This window comes from Zhongshania aquatica (assembly GCF_027257955.1).
GTDB classification, from domain to species: Bacteria; Pseudomonadota; Gammaproteobacteria; order Pseudomonadales; family Spongiibacteraceae; genus Spongiibacter; species Spongiibacter aquatica.
On sequence record NZ_JANZNQ010000037.1, the window covers coordinates 1 to 18,898 of the forward strand.

At 45.7% G+C, this 18,898-nt stretch carries 20 protein-coding genes; all 20 read left to right on the forward strand.

Annotated features, from left to right (window positions below; genetic code table 11):
* A partial coding sequence (locus O9X78_RS18995) for a transposase domain-containing protein (protein WP_269618468.1) occupies positions 1-99 on the forward strand: 99 nt, incomplete at its 5' end.
* A 62-nt stretch (positions 100-161) separates the two neighbouring features.
* On the forward strand, positions 162-1,484 hold the full coding sequence (locus O9X78_RS19000) for a site-specific integrase (RefSeq protein ID WP_269621309.1): 1,323 nt from the start codon (positions 162-164) through the stop codon (positions 1,482-1,484).
* Between the two features lie 43 nt (positions 1,485-1,527).
* Positions 1,528-2,910, forward strand: coding sequence for a hypothetical protein (locus O9X78_RS19005; protein WP_269621310.1), 1,383 nt, complete (start codon positions 1,528-1,530; stop codon positions 2,908-2,910).
* Positions 2,911-2,939: 29 nt separating this feature from the next.
* Positions 2,940-3,296 (forward strand): hypothetical protein, encoded by a 357-nt coding sequence (locus O9X78_RS19010; RefSeq protein ID WP_269621311.1) that lies wholly within the window; start codon positions 2,940-2,942, stop codon positions 3,294-3,296.
* 32 nt (positions 3,297-3,328) lie between these two features.
* Positions 3,329-3,742 carry a hypothetical protein gene (locus O9X78_RS19015; protein WP_269621312.1) on the forward strand — a complete coding sequence of 138 codons (414 nt, stop codon included), beginning with the start codon at positions 3,329-3,331 and terminating at the stop codon, positions 3,740-3,742.
* Positions 3,743-3,769: 27 nt separating this feature from the next.
* Positions 3,770-4,390, forward strand: coding sequence for a hypothetical protein (locus O9X78_RS19020; RefSeq protein WP_269621313.1), 621 nt, complete (start codon positions 3,770-3,772; stop codon positions 4,388-4,390).
* 72 nt (positions 4,391-4,462) lie between these two features.
* The gene (gene ssb, locus O9X78_RS19025) at positions 4,463-4,972 is read left to right on the forward strand and encodes a single-stranded DNA-binding protein (RefSeq protein WP_269621314.1); all 510 of its coding nucleotides are present in this window, start codon (positions 4,463-4,465) and stop codon (positions 4,970-4,972) included.
* Positions 4,973-5,137: 165 nt separating this feature from the next.
* Positions 5,138-6,361: a tyrosine-type recombinase/integrase gene (locus O9X78_RS19030; RefSeq protein ID WP_269621315.1), complete on the forward strand. Its 1,224-nt coding sequence runs from the start codon at positions 5,138-5,140 to the stop codon at positions 6,359-6,361.
* Positions 6,336-7,877, forward strand: a complete 1,542-nt coding sequence (locus O9X78_RS19035) for a site-specific integrase (RefSeq protein ID WP_269621316.1) — start codon at positions 6,336-6,338, stop codon at positions 7,875-7,877. The genes O9X78_RS19030 and O9X78_RS19035 overlap by 26 nt, the downstream gene beginning before the upstream one ends.
* Positions 7,870-10,029 carry a hypothetical protein gene (locus tag O9X78_RS19040; RefSeq protein WP_269621317.1) on the forward strand — a complete coding sequence of 720 codons (2,160 nt, stop codon included), beginning with the start codon at positions 7,870-7,872 and terminating at the stop codon, positions 10,027-10,029. Before O9X78_RS19035 ends, O9X78_RS19040 begins: the two co-directional genes overlap by 8 nt.
* A gap of 2 nt (positions 10,030-10,031) precedes the next feature.
* On the forward strand, positions 10,032-10,442 hold the full coding sequence (locus O9X78_RS19045) for a hypothetical protein (protein ID WP_269621318.1): 411 nt from the start codon (positions 10,032-10,034) through the stop codon (positions 10,440-10,442).
* Positions 10,443-10,473: 31 nt separating this feature from the next.
* Complete coding sequence (locus O9X78_RS19050; RefSeq protein WP_269621319.1) at positions 10,474-10,911, forward strand: VPA1267 family protein; 438 nt, start codon at positions 10,474-10,476, stop codon at positions 10,909-10,911.
* Positions 10,908-13,079, forward strand: coding sequence for an ATP-dependent DNA helicase (locus tag O9X78_RS19055; RefSeq protein ID WP_269621320.1), 2,172 nt, complete (start codon positions 10,908-10,910; stop codon positions 13,077-13,079). The genes O9X78_RS19050 and O9X78_RS19055 overlap by 4 nt, the downstream gene beginning before the upstream one ends.
* 594 nt (positions 13,080-13,673) lie before the next feature.
* On the forward strand, positions 13,674-14,042 hold the full coding sequence (locus O9X78_RS19060; protein WP_269621321.1) for a hypothetical protein: 369 nt from the start codon (positions 13,674-13,676) through the stop codon (positions 14,040-14,042).
* Positions 14,043-14,179: 137 nt separating this feature from the next.
* Entirely contained in the window at positions 14,180-14,596 is a 417-nt protein-coding gene (locus O9X78_RS19065; RefSeq protein WP_269621322.1) for a hypothetical protein, read from the forward strand.
* 291 nt (positions 14,597-14,887) lie between these two features.
* Positions 14,888-15,040, forward strand: a complete 153-nt coding sequence (locus O9X78_RS19070) for a hypothetical protein (protein ID WP_269621323.1) — start codon at positions 14,888-14,890, stop codon at positions 15,038-15,040.
* Between the two features lie 490 nt (positions 15,041-15,530).
* Positions 15,531-16,544, forward strand: a complete 1,014-nt coding sequence (locus tag O9X78_RS19075; RefSeq protein WP_269621324.1) for an IS110 family RNA-guided transposase — start codon at positions 15,531-15,533, stop codon at positions 16,542-16,544.
* 259 nt (positions 16,545-16,803) lie between these two features.
* A complete protein-coding gene (locus O9X78_RS19080; RefSeq protein WP_269621325.1) occupies positions 16,804-17,187 on the forward strand; it encodes a hypothetical protein in 384 nt (127 codons plus the stop codon).
* A gap of 106 nt (positions 17,188-17,293) precedes the next feature.
* Positions 17,294-17,884 carry a hypothetical protein gene (locus O9X78_RS19085; protein WP_269621328.1) on the forward strand — a complete coding sequence of 197 codons (591 nt, stop codon included), beginning with the start codon at positions 17,294-17,296 and terminating at the stop codon, positions 17,882-17,884.
* 153 nt (positions 17,885-18,037) lie between these two features.
* Positions 18,038-18,775, forward strand: coding sequence for a hypothetical protein (locus tag O9X78_RS19090; protein ID WP_269621329.1), 738 nt, complete (start codon positions 18,038-18,040; stop codon positions 18,773-18,775).
* Positions 18,776-18,898: the final 123 nt, after the last annotated feature.

The following is an 18,898-nucleotide window of genomic DNA, read 5'->3' on the forward strand; positions in this document are numbered from 1 at the left end:
CTAGACCCGCAGGCTTACCTGAAAGACGTGATGGAGAAACTGCCGACACATCGCGCCTCAAACATTGGTGAGCTACTGCCGCACAATTGGCAGCCTTGATGTAAGGTGAGTTCGCCGGACGGTTACGATCAACGGCAGAGATTAAGCTTATAGTCTGTAGGTTGCCGTGGGTTTTAAAGAGAGAGATTCGCGGTGGCTTTACTTTCGATCCTTACATGAAGTCTGGCTCGATTACTAAAGCCTCGAAGAGGATAGGTAGCTCAAGAGGACACACTGCGACAATTAGACCGCGCGATCTCTTTGTTATGATCGAGGAGGCACTTAAGGCAATCAGTGATACTGATTTGTTCTTTGAGAGGTTCAATTCGTATATTGAATTGCCTCAAACAAAAAAGCGTGCGCGTGTATATACAAGGCTGACCGGTGAGTCGTCACTAAGGTTGTTTGACGAAACGCGATATATCTATTCGGCGGCGGTGTTTCTAATTTTACTTCTGTTTGGTGAAAGGAAACATGAGTTGGCGGCGACAAAATTGGTCGATGTGGATGCCCTGCTGGACTCTAGTGCGGTTGATATGGTGGGGCGAGTTTCTAAAACCTCACCGACCTTATCTGGACGAAAAACAGAGCGGCCGGTAGTTCCTGAGCTTCTAAATGCTTTGGCGGTTGTTAAGAAGCTAACGGCTTATAAGCGCAAAGAATACAGTGGCGAGTTGTTCTTCATTCGCCACCCATTCCAGCATAGCTCGAATAGCGGGGCTGGCCAGATAACTCTTTCTACGAACTTTTTATATGGGATGCTTGATGAGTTCGCTCGACGAACAAAAGCAAATATAGAGAAAGTTCGCCCGCACATGATGCGTCGGGCGTTTAGTATGATGTGGGCTTGGCGTTTCGATTTAGGTGATTTGCACCATCTTTCTAAAATGTTACATCACAATAATGAGCGTTTTACAAAGGCATACACCGACGACTCAAATGTTTTTGAGTTTCTACCTGAGGAGTTGCAAAAGCTTATGTACGAAACCATGGAGGAATCATTGCTGGGTGGGACGGGATTGGGTGGTAATTTTAATAAGACTATGCGGCGTTACAAGCGGAGATTGCAGTCGGTCGTAAATGTAATCACTCCTGAATCAGTTAATAGTTTCGTCCGTGCCATCGTGGGGCGTCACAATTATCGGATAATCCCTCAAGTAGATGGTTTCTGTGTGATGTCGGATGTTCGGGGAAAATATGCTAAGTGCTCGACAGACGGGGTAGGCCCTAATTATTCAAATCGGGATGATTCCCTTTGTGTTACTTGTCAAAATTTTGGTGTGCCAAGTAATAGGAGATCTGTATGGGAAGAGCGTCTTTCTGCTCACAAGCAGGTGGCATCTTCAGCGGATATCCCTACTTTGCGGGCGGCTGCGCTTGAGTCTGCGGATAGGGCTGAAACTGTCTTGAAGTGGGTTGATGCCGGGCGTGAGAATATAGCGTGAAGGTATGATTGATAATTACTCCGAATGGAAAGAGGGAATTTGAATGGTACAGGTTATGGAATTGTGGGCAATTGAATTTCAGTTAGTGAATTCTGCACCTGAACATGTATTCGAGTGGTTGAAGGCTAACGTGGTTGAGCAGCACCTAATAGGTGATGAAAAGCGAGACCTGCTTGAAAACTCCTTGTTGGCGCGGGATGAAAAATTAATCAATTTAGGTCTAGCCCTTTTTGGTGAAGTGCCCTCCGTTGGATATAAGCTTTATCAATCGGGCGATTCGATACTTAAGCGAGCAGCTCTTTCAGGAAGGTCTGTTAAGCCAATATTTCTAGACGATAGTTGGATTTTGAATGATGACGTTCTGCCTGCTTTACTGGATGAAGAGAGGCATCGCCGCGAATCAAAGGGTGTAGATGAGTCGGGTCTTCTACCAGAGCTTTTAAGCAGTAAGCACATACCTAGTGGGATTCTTGAAAACGTGTATGAAAAGTCGGGTTGTTTCTCCGATGTAGATACTGATTTGTGGCTCGCTTTGATTGCAATGACCGTTCGAAATGAGCGGCTGGCCGTGCCGTATAAAAGTACCTGGATGGATGGTTTTGATGAGCATCGCTATAACTCTGTTTTTGTTGCGGCATGGCGCCTTTTTGAGACCTTGCCTGTCAGTAAAAAAGCTGCGACTGTCCTAGGTGCTTTGTCTGCCCGATTAGTTCCCGAATCCCCGTATGATATGAATGTGTCTAATGTAATAGAGCGCTGGAGATCTGGCGATGAGGAAGAGGAAGAGTATTACACAAGTGTGCGCACCGCTCTTGTGAAAATTATTGGAAATTATACGAACCAATTTAAAGGCTTGAAAAGCCATCAAGATTTAGCGCTTAGACAAGGATACTACTCAAATCAGCGTAGCCCTAAGCCTGCAGATGTCGAAGATGGTTTCGACAATGATGGCTCCAATTTTTTGGAGGCGGCACTTTACAATGATGCCTTTTATGCAAGCGAGGAAGTTCGAGGTGCTCTACGGAAGGCGTGTTGGGATGCGCCGGATAAACATAGCATGATGGATTACCCAAATCTTTTTAATGCTCAAGTTGAGCGGTTGGTCTCTAAGTATCCAGGCTGGTTCAGAGATAGCTGGTCGGGCGAGATACCGTTTGAAGAAATAGAAGACCTAGAAGAACGTCGAGATAAACGGCTTGAGTCTTTAAATGCACAAGTAGCCGAGCTTTACAGGTTGATGATCGGTGATAAAGGTGAACATCAGGATGCAAACGAGTTCGGCGATAATAGCGTTCTGAATGATCTTCGTATAGAGCTCCAAGAGATTGGTGGGCATTTGGGTAAGTTATACCAGAAAAGTTCATTCTCATGGGGTTGGTTGGCAGCTGGAGCTGCGTTCGGGTACATACTTCGAAATTATCAATAAATGAAAGCCCAAAGCTATGGATCTTTAACATGAATTCGACTCGTAGATACTATTGGACAAACGAAATTTCTGAGAAGGTTTCTCAACTAGTTGTTTATATTAGGGAGCATATCGGTTCCGCGTCTTATATGGCTTGTGAGCTAGATGAAGGGACGATCAGAAATTTGGTTGAAGGTATTTCGGCTTCGATGGAAATATCTGGCACTAGATTTGATCTTGCATTTTCGGAAGAGTACGTTTTTATATGCTCTCATTTTGATCGACATGGCCAATACCTTTTAGTTGATTTCTATGGTGGTAGGCTTAATTTCACTTCGCCTGACTATGTTTTTACGCTTAAAGCTCTGGCAGCAGCAATGTCATTGCCAGAAGCTTTTGGGCATTGATAGCTAAAGCTATGCTCAAATAGGAATTAGTTATGATTGATTCAAAGAAATACTACGATGATCGAATGTATCTCATGCACATTTGTAAATGCCGAACGCTAGAACAGGAAGGGTTGGAAGTAACCACACTCTATCACGAAGATGCTCCAAAAGGGTTTCATTGGGCGGTCGCGATTTTTGAAAATGCTGAACGATATAGGATTTACGATGTTGTTCATCATTCAAATGAAAAGGAAGCAAATGAGTTTTTTGTTATCAATGCGCCAATGGTGCCGAGGGTAAGCCTTGGTGCTGTGCAGCCAGAAGAGAAGATTGATTTTGCAGAGTATTCTTCGTGGGTGACGGAGAATAAGCTTGATGAATACAATTATCTGACTGTTTTTGGATTGACAGAAAAAGGGAGTAATCCGTCAGAGAATTTATACCGTGAGCTAAGTAAGCGCTAGTCTCACTCTCATTGAGGTGTTAAAAAGATGAACAAGCGCGAACTGAATAAGCTCCGTATTAGAGCTGCTGTGATGGACTCCCTGGAGCGATTGATACGCTCGCGTGAAAAAATAACCCAAGCGGCTGTTATAGCTAATGCCGTTTTTCAAGATGGTTCTAGTCTAGGTAAAACGACTCTTTACAGAAAAAACCTTAATACTAAGGAGTTTGTTCATGGTGATTTACTTAGGGAAATTGACCTCGCTGCAAGCAATCAGGTAAAGAAGAGTGGTAATAGAACTAAAGCTGAAACTATGCATGGGCTTAGGGAGCAAGTTAAGGATCTCAAGAAAGAAAATGCACGTTTAGTAGACGAGATAGTATCGCAGCAAGAGAAGATTCGAGTAATAACGCAAACAGATACCGGAAACCATAATCAACTACAGCGTCTAGAGGATGATTGCTTTGTCATGGGGCTGTTATTGGATGGTGTGGTCGATGGAGCCATTCCAGAGCTTAAGAAAATGACGGCAAGGTACATGGATCTGCATGCCGGATCTGAGCGTCTAGAACTGGCTTTTCACGGTATTAACCGTTATCGTGCAATGATAAAAGACTCTACTATTACGATGACGTCTTTGCGAAAATTCCAGCTTCAGAACGATTAAATTCAAAAGGGTATAGTGTCTTTTGTTCTGCATGCTTGTAACTTATTGAATTTAAAAAGGAAAGACATAATTATGAGTAAAGGGACAGTGAACAAAGTAATTCTGGTTGGGAATTTAGGCCAGGATCCAGAAACTCGTTATATGCCATCTGGTGGCGCGGTGACAAATATTACTGTGGCAACGAGTGAAACCTGGAAAGATAAGCAGAGTGGCCAGCCGCAAGAGCGCACCGAGTGGCACCGAGTGGTGTTTTTTAATCGCCTTGCAGAAATTGCGGGTGAGTATTTGAAGAAAGGCTCAAAGGTCTATTTGGAAGGCTCGCTACGTACTCGCAAGTGGCAGAATAAAGAGGGCGTAGATCAATACACCACCGAGATTGTCGCAGCAGAAATGCAGATGCTTGATGGGCGCGGTGGATCGGGTGGCGACAATTATAGTAATGACGGTGGCGGGTATTCAGCGCCAGCACCGTCACAAGCGCCACGTCGTGCGCCGTCGCAGCCGCAGCAGAACCAGGCGCCAACCCAAAGCGCGCCGCCGGCCGGTGGTTTTGATGATTTTGATGATGATATTCCGTTCTAACCAACTATTAATGTAAAACGTAACGTTTAGGAAGTTTTGTTTCCCCTAAGGCCCAGCTAATGCTGGGCTTTTTGGTTTTTGTCTAAGGTAAATTAGTAACGTTAGGTGTTGCCAGCATTTGGCGAGTCATGGTATTTTGTGATTTGTTACATTTGAGGGCGGCGGATGGGACGTAGAATTGAAGAGCTAATAGAGGGCGGCGGTGTTCGGAGTGTGTTGCTCCTTGAAGATGGCGTCCCTGTTTATTACCCCACGCTTTATAGCACGATGGCGTTGCGCCGTTTTTCCGCTTCCAGGCAGAGGAGCGTACTGTATAGCATCGAAGTTTTACTCGACTGGTGTCTGTGTGAGCGAATAGATCTAGAGGCTAGGTTTGAGCGTGACGAACACTTAAGTCAGATGGAAGTGCTGCGGCTATTAGATTTCTGTGCGTGGACGGCAGATACGCGCAAACGTTTACTGATGGGTGTGAAAATTCTGCCAAGCTCATATCAGCAAGTATCAAGAGATATGGCTGCCTTACGAATTCATGCAATTCGTGACTATTTAAACTTCCTATACCGTCATCTAGCCCGTGGAAGAGATAAGGCTGATATTACAAGGGCGTTTAGCGAGACGATTAAGTCTTATAAGCCTCGTATTAAAAAGCACGCAAAGAATAATGTCGTTGCTTTATCCGATGAGCAACTCGCAGCGATCACAGAAAAACTAATTCCTGATCACCCTGAAAACCCGTGGAAGGACAAGGCGGTTCAGCTGCGGAATCTGCTTATTTTCAATGTTCTGCTTGAAACGGGGATGCGCCGAGGTGAGTTAGCTGGCCTCTATGTGGGCGACATCAAAGGCGCGGAAGTATCTATATACCGCCGTCAAAACAACCCCCTTGAGACTAGAAAGCAGGCGCCTAGTGTTAAAACAGGCGAGCGGACAATCCCTATTCCTGACTCGTTAGCGCAGCTGATAGATAACTATGTGATGGCACATCGCGGATCGATTAAGGCGGCAAGGAAACACCCCTACCTCTTTGTTAGCCATAGAAAGAATTTGGGTAAACCCATGTCGCTCAACGCCATTGCAGAGGTGTTTAAGTCCGCTAAAGCGGTCTTGCCTGAGTTGAAAGGTTTGACTCCTCACAAGCTGCGACATCACATGAACTACCGCATCTCAAGAATGATTGATCAGCGTTACAAAGATGCTACCCCGTTTGAAAAAGCGGCGGCGGATGAAGAGGCGCGATCCTATCTCATGGGGTGGTCTGCAGATAGCAAAATGCAGCAACTCTATAACCGACGTTACAACCAAGAAGAAGCAGGAAGAATGCTTGTTGAGCGCTCTAATAGATTAAATGACAAAGAGGCCAGTAATGCAGGCGACAAAACTACAAATTAGTGAACTCAAAACCCTGCTCAATAGTGAATATCAGACCTTGGAGGGAATGATAATTTCGCCATTGGATGTGCACTGGCGGCTGACCATGACTTCCAATAAAGTGGTTACTCCGCAGTTGGCTGAGCTAGCATTTTCGGAGGATGTGCGTCCGTATTTCCGGCTGGCGCTCGCTCGTTTTGCGTCCAGTCGGAAAGCTGATTCGGTTGCTAATGTGTCTTCCTACCTTCGCATGGCTGCCACTCGGCATGATGGCGATTTAAATATTTTGGACGAGCGTGACTTCCTTTCAGCAAAAGTGAAAGCAGGGAGGGAGCGTGAGTATGAGCTCTCAACAATTCGCGGGTTCCTGAAGTTTTGGCATCGGTCCGGACTGTATGGGGTAAGTGATGAGTTTATAGAGGCTGTCTATAAACTCACTTTTAAGGGTAATGATAAAGGTAGTGCGGTGAGGAGCCACGACCCGCTGAAAGGCCCGTACACCCAACTTGAAATGGAGGCGTTGAATGACGGACTTACTAATGCGTTCATGGAAAACAGGGTTTCCTTGGAAGAATGGGTACTCTTCAAACTGTACTTTGAGCGGGGTCTTCGCCGGGCTCAATTGGCTCAATTGGCATTTCAAGATTTTACGAAAGAAGCTGGCGCGTGCTTCATTGACCAGCCACGCTCGAAGCAGCGCGGCGAGAGTTTTCGCGAGAGTTTTAGTCGTTATCCTATTTCCGAAGATCTTTTTGCTGCTGTCCAGCTTCTGAAGGCGCAGAGAGTGCAGGAGATCAATAACCTAGGCTCAGCGGATATTGCGAAGAGCTTAAGCCTTGTGCCGTTATTTCCAAGGCATGAGGTGCTTATTTTGTGCGCAAAGCGGGGAGATCCAGTCGAGGTGCAGTGCTTTCAGGTTCGAGAGTATCTAAATGGGCTACTTCAACGGGTTGAAAGTGCAATTAATGCATTTTCTGAGCGTACTGGTGAACGGATAATACTAGCTTCCAAGCGATTTCGCTTAACGCTCGGAACTGATCTGAATCGAGAGGGTGCTGGTGTCGGGGTTATTGCTGCAGCTCTTGATCACGAAGATCACCAGAATGCGGGCGTGTACGTCGAGTCTACGGGTGATAATGCGACCAGGCTGAACCACAAAGTCGGCAGATTGCTGGCGCCCCTAGCGCAAGCTTTTGCTGGCTTGGTTGTGCGCGATGAGGGAGATGCGACAAGAGGTAACGATCCAACAAGCAGAATACGAACGATAGATGGAGATGAAAATATTGGCTCCTGCGGCAGCTATGCGTTCTGTAATTCCAACGCGCCTGTGGCTTGCTACACATGTGTCAAATTTCAGCCCTGGCTAGATGCGCCGCATGAAGATGTTTTAGTTCGGCTGTATGAGGAGCGTGAACGCACACTTAGAGCAACAGGAGACGAAACTATAGCTCGAATTCTGGATAGAACAATTCTTGCGGTAGAGGATGTTATTCAGCGCTGTGAAGCTCTTTTGAAAAAGGAGCCAAAAGATGGCTAATGTAATATCGTTCCGGCCAAGGAAGGGGCTAGAGGCTCAAAATCAAGTTGAAGAGTTTATTGCTTGGTCGAAGGGCTTGACGGGTTTTGATAAGCCAGGCTTGCCTTTGGATTGGGAAGCTTGGAGGTGGAAGATATGGTTTGGTAGAAGCTTGGATTTCGTGAAGCTTGGTGTGAAGTCGCAGTATTTAAGCTTTGACGCAACTAAGGAGTTACTTGACCCGAATATCATGGACTTTGCCAAAGCTTATGTATTGCAGCATCAGTCGCTAAACGCAACTAAGAATATCCAAGAAGTTATTGCTGTTCGTGCTGTTGAGGCGGCGCTTATAGAAATGGAGGCATTAGCCGACATAACAAAAGTAAATCTTCATGTCTATGACCGAGCCTGTGAGTTAATAAAAAGCCACTACACTCCTGCAGCTGCATACAGAATCGGTGGTCATGTTCAAAAACTGTCTGAGTTTGTCGTAAAAAATCGGCTCGCTGAGAGCGGCGACGTATGGGTTAACCCCCTTAAGCGTCCTAATGACGCTCATGGTCATCAAAAGAATAAAGATGACGCTGATAAGAAAATGCCTCCCAGTGAGGCGCTGAATGCAATAGCTGAAATTTGGTCTGCCTGCCCAACCGATCACCGAGATATTTTTGTCTCGTCAAATTGCGCTCTCTTACTTAGTTCTCCAGGTCGCGTGGGTGAGCTAAATCTGTTGGCTGCTGATGCGCTTACTTACAAGAATAATCGTGACGGAAAACCTGAACTGTTTATAAATTGGTACGGTAAAAAAGGCTTTGGGTTTTCCCAGAAGGCGGTGCCCGAAGTGTGGAGGAGCTTTACGGAAGAGTCATTTCGCCGCATTAAAGAAATTACCGAGGCTCCCCGTCGCCTAGCTAAATTTCTTGAAGAAAACCCTAATGAATTTCCGGTGCACGAGCGATGCCCTAACATTGGGCAGGATACCCCGCTCTCAATTCGGCAGGCAGCAGATGCTATCTGTATCAGCACGGGAAATAGTAGCGTCAGAGCCGGACTTAGGACGTGGATTAGAGGTATGCTTACTAAGCTGGAGAAAAAACCTATGTGTTCTGCTAGCAAGGCTATCCTACAAGAACAGCTCGATAATATGTATGAGGGGCAGCGCACTGGAGAATCAAAAGACGTCCATACATTGACACTTCGTAAACTCAATGTCTTATTGCGGGAATATTGGCTTCCTCCCTATTTTCCTTACACCGACGACAGTAAAAAAACAAAATATCAGCATGCTCTTAACTGCTACTTTTATGGCCAGTTGAATGCAAAGGGGGGAGGTTGTTTAAAGCCCTATACCTTGCAGTATATTGATAACGGTGTCCTCAATAAGTCGTTGAGCATACCGCCGCGCGCAACAAAAGAAAGAAAGAAATCAAATATCTTCCGGCGCTGGGGGTATCAAGGAGTTGAGTACTCGATGACTACTCACCAATTTCGACACTATCTGAACACCATCGCTGCGAAAGGCCGGGTGGGTGAGGTCGAGATTGCGCGATGGTCTGGGCGGTTGGATATTGGTCAGAACAAAGTTTACAACCATGTCAGTGATGATGAGCGCGTCGAGAGCGTTAGAGGTATAGGACTAGGGAATCAACCTACAACGCTTGCAACTTTGTCGAGAAAGAATGAGCCAATCCTTTTAAAAGATCTGGGTGTTGATGATGATCGCGTAGCCCACTACACCGAATTTGGTGTTTGCGTACATGACTTTGCAGCGGAGCCTTGCCCTAAGTTCCGCGATTGTCTGATTTGTAAAAAGCACAAATGCATCAAAGGGGATGCTGAGAAAGAACGACGCATTCGTTTTTACCGTGATGGGCTGGCGGAAACACTGGATCAGGCTACCAGAGGTGTTGATCAAGAATTTTACGGTGCCGACCGATGGTTGGCATACAGTATGGATAGACTGGAAAGAGTAAACGCCTTGATTGGTATTATGGATGATCCAAGCGTATCGGACGGCGCTGTGATTGTATGTTCTGATAATGGCTATTCGGCTTTGGAAAAAGGGCTTGCAGCGCAAGGTAAGTTAACGGCATCCGACGCGACCAAGATTGAATCCGACAAACCAAAAGCTAAAGCAGAATTAGAAAAACTGCGTAAATTAATGGGAAGGTAATCATGGCTCGGCATCTAACAGAGGACGATGTGCGGCGTATTGTCAATTTGCTTAAAAATTGGAAGTTTGATCTGACGTGGGATCTATTAGTTAAAGCCTGTAGCGTTTCGCTCGATATACAGACAACTCGACAGGCGCTAAACAGAAAAGCAGAAATCAAAGAAGAGTTTGGAGTTCGTAAACGATCCCTGAAAACAGGGGTTGATGAAACATCAAGGCCGAACAGTATTAACGCTGCGCATGATCGGATCAACCGATTGACGCAGAGAAGCCAAGAGCTGGAAGCTCAGAATATGCGGTATCGCGAGATATTCAAGCGCTGGCAGTATAACGCTGAAGCGCGGGGAGTCGGGAAAGATGTGCTGGATCGGCCATTGCCCAAACCGAGCTTTGATAGTGAGCACAATATCTAGGCAGATATGAGCAGAAAGAGAGGGACTTGCGGTGGCGAACGGACAGCAAAAAGCACAGCAAAATTTAAATGCTTTTCAAACTTGGGTAGCAACTCAGAGTGATGATGACTTTAGGCAGATAGTGTATCGAGGCCAGCTCAATCGGGGTGAGATTGCTAAAGCAATCGGCTGTGGCAAGTCTGCGCTTAATCAAAACCCATCGATACGTGAGGCTCTTCATGGACTTGAGGAGCAGCTTCGCTGCAAAGGGGTTATGCCGAGGCTCACTGGTGCCGCAAAAGCAAACGAAGGTAAGCCTAAGGAATATGATGTTACAGCTAACCGCAAGTCAATGGATTCACGTCGTCTGGCGATTGTCGAGGCTGAGAACCTAGAGCTTAAAGCAAAGGTAAGAGAGCTTGAGAGCCATCTAAAGCGCTTCGGTGAGTTGTCAGAGACATTGTCTGAGATGGGGTTTATGCCTCGATGAATGTTGATCAATTTCGCGTAACGAGCATTCCGTTCACGTCATCATTATTGGTGATTTTTAGCGGAGTCCCGCTGAAGAAGAATTCGTCAAAACAGCATAGCGGTAAATACTATGTGACCATCAAGGCTGACCCTGAATTCATTCCGGTGCAGCCGGCCATAGGGCAGCACTGGGATGTAAAAGGAGAAAGGGTTGTTGAAGATGTGGAGATTGGTGACTACATCATGCAACAGTACACTTACAGTTCCCCAGAGTACGTTCAATGTAGTTTACCGGATACGGGGGAGCAACTGATTCGCTTTATCGCAAGCGAAAAAGCATTTAAGGGTATTGGTGAAAGCAAAGCTAGGGCGCTCTGGGAGCTGCTAGGGAAAGACTTTCACTCCACTCTGTCCGTTGATACACCTGAAGCGAGAAAACGTCTGAGGGAAGTTCTCAGCGAAGAATCGATTGAAGCTTTGTTTGCTGGGTATGCGAAGTACACCATCCTTGGCCACACGAACTGGATGTCGAGCCGTAAAATTCCCGCAAGCGTGCAGCAGCGACTTCTTAGGCATCATGGTGAAAAATCGATTGAAGCGATTAAGGAAAATCCGTTTCTGCTAGTTGGGTTTGGGATGTCATTTAAAGACATTGACTCGATCTTGCCAGCCTGGGAGTTGACTCCAGAAATTGAGCGGTCTGACGACAGGCGTCTGAGTGCGGCTCTGGAGTTAGCAATAAGAAAAGAGATTGAAAAAGGCCATACATATACTGATCAAAAGAATCTTCGTGCGCACTTAATTAAGCTGCTAAAAGATAAGAATTTGGTCGGTCAGGCTTTTAGTGCAGGGCACGATCAGGTGCAGTTCATTCGCAACCATGATAGCGGGGCGTATCATCCAACTGCTCAATATTTAATGGAAATTGTCGTTGCAAGAAGGCTGCTGTGGTTAGCTTCGCAAAAGGATTTGTTTGACTGTGATGCTGATGAGGCTCTTAAGATCGCTATAGGTGAGCTGCCATACGACCTAACTGGGAAGCAGTTGGAAGCCGTTTCCAGCTGCCTCGATAATGCGGTCAGCTGTATTACCGGAGGCGCAGGCACAGGAAAAACGACCGTTCTGCGCACGGCATTGAGAGCATACAGTCGCGTTGGATTTACTATTCATGCGGTAGCGCTGAGTGGAAGGGCTGCAATGCGCTTGCATGAGTCGATTGGCTTCATCACGATGACTATTGCCGCGCTGCTTAGAAATGACCCAATTGAGCCAGACTTAGCTCAGCCGCTTAATTTATTGGTGATAGATGAAGCTAGCATGATTGATCTGCCAACGATGTACCGTCTCGTTACACATATTGATCCTTCCGTGCGTATTATCTTCTCTGGTGACCCTTATCAGCTTCCGCCGATCGGCTGCGGCAAGGTTTTGTCGGACATTGTTAAGTCGGAGTCTATTGCAAACACCACGTTAGATATTGTTAAGCGGCAGGAAGGTAGTACGGGTATCCCTGAATACTCAAAATCTGTCAAAGAGGGGCGTGTCCCGGAAGAGCTGTCTACTGGGGGGATTCATTTCCACCATGTTGGTAAAGAGGGTATTGCCAGGTTGTGCTGCGAGCTTTACCAGACGTCATCGCTTGAGGGGCGTGTCATGGCTCCAACGAAAGCGCTCGTGAGAGAAATTAACGATCTAATTCAGAAGGATGTAAATCCAAGCGGGCAGCGATTGCTATTCACTATGAATGGAGAGCAATTTTACCTGGATTTAAGGCTTGGTGATGCAATTCTCTTTACGAAAAACCAATACGACAAAGGCATTCAGAATGGAAGTCTTGGCGTAATGACTAGCGTAAATGGGCATGGTGACAAATACGGGGAAGTCACTTTAGATACAGGGGAAACCGTTGAGATAAATCAGGCTGTTCTAGATTGCATGGAACTAGGCTACGCAATAACACTTCACAAGGCGCAGGGCAGCCAATTTCCGCGCATAATTATCGCGCTCCAAAAGGGCCGAATTGTAGATCGCGCATGGCTTTATACTGCAATAACAAGGGCTGAGAGTGAAGTGCATATTGTGGGGAGCGAGGAAGATTTTAGGGCGATTATTGAGAGTCCGGGGAGCGCCGACTATCGAAATAGCTTTCTAGAAGACTTACTTCGGAGGGGGGGGAGTCAGGGGTAGGCTTGAATAAGCACAGGCCCCCTCATCGCCGGTCGCGGTCATCGGCTCTTCAGCCTGTACCGCAGTTTAATGCTATCACATATATACTTCCGGTTAACGGCAGTTCTCATTAGTGAATATATTTATATAGAAGCTACAGGTTAGGTTGTTGAGTTAGATGCTGTAATCTGTCCAAATAACCACTGGGGACGCAAGATAAGTCTCGTGTGGCTTGGGTTTATATGCGGGAATAGTTGCCGAGCAGGTATGTGATCGCAAGAGCGTTTCCTCGGCTCATTTGTCACAATAGCGGTCAGTCACAGCTTTCGCGTAGTCGAAACAAGTGAACAAGAGAGTGCTTCCCATTAACACCTTGGTGAATTACTTAATCGATTGAAATTTATACAAAACGCGATATGATCAATGGAAAGGAATGTTTGGCAGAATTAAAGGGAAGTAGTCTCCGTTTGACCGGCACTCGCTAATGGCGATGTCGCTACATCATTGAATTCCCTATAAATTTCTAGTCAACGTAAAAGCCAGTTCCGTGATAAGGGGGCCGAAGTGATATGTGGCCAGAGTCGTCATAACAAAACTGTTATGTGGGTGCCTAGATTGGAGTATTTATTCATATTGTGTATTCCCGGCTTTTTTATCAGGGCTCATCAGTTCTATATTTGGTTTGTCACGTACTACGTGATGTGGCCACAAATTGAGCTAGCATACCCTGAAGAGTTAGATAAGCTGGGCACAAAAGGTTGGTTCGCGTCCAATATATTATTCCAAGGTGAGTTGGCGCAGTATCTTATAGCCAAGGAGTACAGAAAGGTCGGCTCGGCTGACCTAAACAGCACATGTGATCCGCTGTCCCGCTGGTATGAATTCTACTACCGTTGGCAATTAAAGTTAGCGCCATTGAGTTTTGTGGCTCTTTGGGTATTTTTTGGTTTAGGTGTTTGGTACGTAATTAGCAATGCCACATAACAAGCACGCGCAGTTAGCCGCTGAAAAACGCGGCGGGACAGCCAAAGCTCCGCACCTTTTTGTGCATTCGCTGCGCTCATTGTTGCACAAAAACGCGCTCCACTTTGCCAGCCCCTGGCGTGGGCGTTATGTGAAAAATGGCTGAATTACTTTTCGGAATTGCAGGTGTTTTATCAGTCTTGCTCGGCGCGTTTTTTTACTTTAAAAAGCCAGCATTTAAGACTTGGAAGTCCGTTTTTGATGGTTTTGAAACTAGTTCTACTCCAAGAAAAACAGAAAAAATATACGGTAGATTGTATGCCGAAAAGTTGGTCTTTCGGTCGTTAATAGGCGCATCAAATGACGGAGTTATCATATTTAATGAATTAGCCCCTTATTTCGATAAAATTCTGTTGCCTTGGATGAATATATCAGTTGTTGAGTTTCATTCTTCGCGTGAACTTGCAAAAATAATATTCACGAAATCAAGTCAAGAATCACAGGAAGTTGTTCTTCCGTGGCTCCCCGCGTTTAACAAATATGTGCCAAGTAAGGTGGGCTTTGTAGAAATATGATTTCATATAACAATCACGCGCAGTTAGCCGCTGTAAATCGCGCCTAGACAGCTAAAGATTCACGCCTTTTCGGGCATTCGCTGCGCACTTTGTCGCATAAAAACGCGCTCTACTTTGTCTACCACTGGCGTGGGCGTTATTTTTTAGGGCAAGGAGCATTTTATCGAGTATTTTGTTAGCGCTGTCATCTTGATGTTTGTCGCAGCAGTTGAGTCAGCGGTTGCATGTTACTTCATTAAAAGCCGCATTCACGCTCATTCAGCTTCAGCTCTAGTAGTGATGGCGTCATGTGTGGCAATCGACCAATATACTCGAGGCTGGCAAAGCTTTGGTGTGTTGGCGTTAGTTGCTTTGGTGTCACTAATTTTCGGTTTTGTTTTTTCTCTGCGTATAAGTTTGTATGTTGGCTACAAGGAAATAGATAGTGCGGGAGATCAAGCATAATCGGGTAGCCGAGGGTCTCTACCCCTCCGCCTCACAACACCCTTCTAGCATGTCAGCATGACCCCGTTCGACTGACCGCTTTTTACCAGATCGGGAAGCGGCCCGTAGATGCTGGGTGTGTTTGGCTCTAGCGTCACATTAGCGGTCAGTCGCTGTTTTCGCGTCGTCTAGACAAGTGAACAAGAGAGTACTTCCCATTAACACATTGACGAATCACTTAACCGATTGAAATTTATACAAAACGCGATATGATCAATGGAAAGGAATGTTTGGCAGAGATAAAGGGAAGTAGTCTCCGTTTGACCGGCACTCGCTAATGGCGATGTCGCTACATCATTGAATTCACTATAAATTTCCAGTCAACGTAAAAGCCAGTTCCGTGATAAGGGGGCCAAAGTGATATATGGCCTGAGTCGTTATAATAATGACATGGACTCTCTCCTCCCTTAGTCTGATTTATCCGACTATGAGTGAAACGAGGAGAGCGACAATGGATAATGTTCCAGTTCGGTGCGGCCTTGATATTGCTAAGCATGTAATGGCCATTCATGCTGTTAATCATAGTGGTAATGTCGTTATACAAAAAAATATATCGAGGAAAAAGGTTTTAGAATATTTTGCTCAGCTAACCCCTTGTACGGTGGGCATTGAGTCATGCGGAGGGAGTCATTATTGGGCTCGGGAATTGAAAAAGCTGGGACACAATCCCAAGTTAATTTCCGTTAAGTTTGTAATACCTTACCGGCGGAAAGGTAAAAATGACGCGAATGATGCAGAAGCTATTTGCGAAGCCATAAGCCGCCCTGGGATGGGGTTTGTAGCGGTTAAGTCTGAAGATCAGCAAGCTATTTTGATGGCTCACCGAATCCGAAGTCAAAGCATCGCGACAAGGACAGCATTGATCAATCAAATTCACGGTCATCTTCAAGAATTTGGTGTTGTGGTTAGTAAGGGTAGGCATAAGTTAAAGAGGGATTTGGCGGATATTTTTAGTTATGAAACATTACCGCCCTTGCTGTATGAGTTGTTACATGACTTGCTTGCCGCGTTACTTCGGGAAGAAGAACGAGTAGACAGCTTGGACAAACGTATAAGCAGTTGGGTAGACGGTAATGAAATGGCTTCACGACTTACACAATTAGACGGTGTTGGGCCAATAACCGCATCAGCGGTGGTGGCGACTACAGGGCATGCATCAGCGTTTAAAAATGGTCGTCAATTTGCGGCATGGTTAGGGCTCGTTCCCCGGCAGTATTCGTCTGGAGGTAAGAACAAGCTAGGGCGAATCACTAAGCAAGGTGACTGCTATCTAAGGATGTTATTAATCCACGGCGCTAGAACGGTATTGCTCATGTCTAGTAAAGGCCGCGGGCAACATAGTGACTGGATTGAATCGCTCAGGTCACGAAAGCCAGATAATGTTGTTGCGGTAGCGTATGCGGCAAAACAAGCAAGAATGTTATGGGCAGTAATGGCAGGAAAGCCAGCACCGTTAGTAGCATAAATAAATGACTCATCACGATTGCATGATAAGTTGGATGGAAAGCGGCAAAGACCGTACGTAAGAAGAACCTGATAACAGTTTTGGTTATAAAAAGACCGTTATAATAATGAGGGGCTTACGTGCAGATGTCATCCTGGTCAATGAGCGTGCTCATAGAGACCGAATAGATAAACGCAGTCTAATGCTTGCTAGAAGACCAGATTATCGTTGCAAAACGGAGAGAGTCCATAGATAAACTGTTATGAGTCATGAGAGTCTGATGAGCCGGATAATTATTTTTATCTATTTAGCAGCTGTAATCACAGGCTGTGCCAGCAATGGATTCAAGTCGTATAACTGCATGCAATTTGAGGAAGAGCCCAAATGGTCGCAGGTTGCCCTGGATAGCGACACTGAAAGTCGACTCACTGGCTTAGTAGAAGAACATTATTCTAAAGCGCCAAAGGATGCCTTTCTCATGAATAAAGGCAACAAAAGAAAATATTTCTGGTATCAGGCTGAGTCCGGTGAGGTTCTTGCCTGCATCGTTGACAAGAAAATGTGGCGGCAATATCACGAGGGCTGTTTCGCTGATCGTATTATCATCAGCAAAAACAAAGACACCACTACTTTAAAAGAGACAGACTCCGTAGTATGCACCTAAAAACTCATAACAAGGCGGTCAACGAACGCCAGCAAGCTGGCTGGACAGCTTTAAGCGTGGCTTCGCCACAAAGCTGCCCGTTACCTTGGCGTTACGTGTTTTCGCTATGAACAAGAAAAATGACTCCGATTACCACCGACAAAAAGCTGAGCTTGAAGAATATAAGCTCTTTCCGTTAGCCTTGGCTGGAGTAGGATTCATAGTCTTGGTTTTCTACCTCATGGGAAACGAAGTAATTGAATTTTCTGATGTAGAGCTGCGTGGTTCTGCCAAGTACGTATGGGCGCTTAGTGTAGAAGTCCTACTGGGATTGGCTGCATTAATGGCGGTTTCAAGCCTGTCATTCATTATTTGTCTTTCTTTACTGCCCAGATATGTAAGTAGATTCCAGTTGCACCCTTGGAAGCCTATAGCTTTTTCCTCGGCGCTGCTGGCTTTGGGCGTTGGGCTGCTGGCAGTTGCGAGGTACGTCAATGAATTGGTACTTCAAAATTCTAGAGATATATCAAAATTTCTCAGTTTTGATTACTTCGCTATAGAGGGAGCGCTATTCATAGTGTGGATGTTTGCTTTTACTTGGTTAGGCTCCATGCTTTTTTCGCTAATTTATTGGTGTGTTAGGGCCCCCTTTAATCTCCCTGAGATAATTGAGTGGGTTAAGGAGCAAGAGAATGAACGGAATCAAAAAAACACGTAACAAACACGCGCAGTTAACCGCTAAAAGACGCGGCAGGACAGTCAAAGCTCCGCACCTTTTTGTGCAATCGCTGCGCTCATTTTTACACAAAAACGTGCTCCGCTTTGTCTTCCCCTGGCGTGGGCGTTATATGCTTCTTAAGCGGAGAGAATGTTGAGTAAATCATATGACGTAATTGCAGGGATTTTGGCAGGGCTGGGCGTCCTTCTGATTTACTATTTTTCGGCTTTGGCTATTTCGGAGGATATTTTACCGAGATCCTATGAATATATATTCAACCTCGCGGTAGCGGTTATTGGTGCCTTCGCAGGTGCTTTTGCTGCGTTTCGGTTCCAAGCATATCGAGAATTTAAGGAGCGCTTAAAAAGTAAAACCGATACCCTGAACCGTGCCCTTTTTGTAATTGGTAGCCAAATTAACGCCATCCTTCTTATAAAGCGCGATATCGAACCGTGGAGGGAAAACCCTTCTGCTTTTGTTGAAATGCCAGCCATACTTGGAAGTGATTACGCGGAATTAAAGATAGACGTAATGGCGCTTCAATTCTTACTTGATCACGAAGCAAATCTTTTATTCGAGCTTTCTATTTTGCAGCAAAAATTTGAAGCAACAATCCGAATAGCCAAGATTCGAAGCTCTTTCCATATAAATCATCTGCAACCTGCACTTTCCGACGCTAAGTACAACGACAGGCATCCTACACTGCCAAATGTTGCTGCGGCGGTTGGTGAGAGAATTGCGGTTACAGCGTACAAATCGACAAATGACGTTTTCGAAATGGTAGACAGCACTCTAAAAGCTTTAGAAGAAGAAATGGGAAATCTACGCAGAATTGCTATCGAATATTTTCCTGGCCCAAAATACATAGGATTCGAGTTCGATGGCATATAATCGGGTAGCCAAGGGTCTCTAACCCTCAGCCCCCACAACACCCTGCATGCGGATCCGCACAGGGCGTTTCACTGAGAATGGTGAAGCTTAATCCAACCATCGCGCAATTCGTACAGCCCCTGA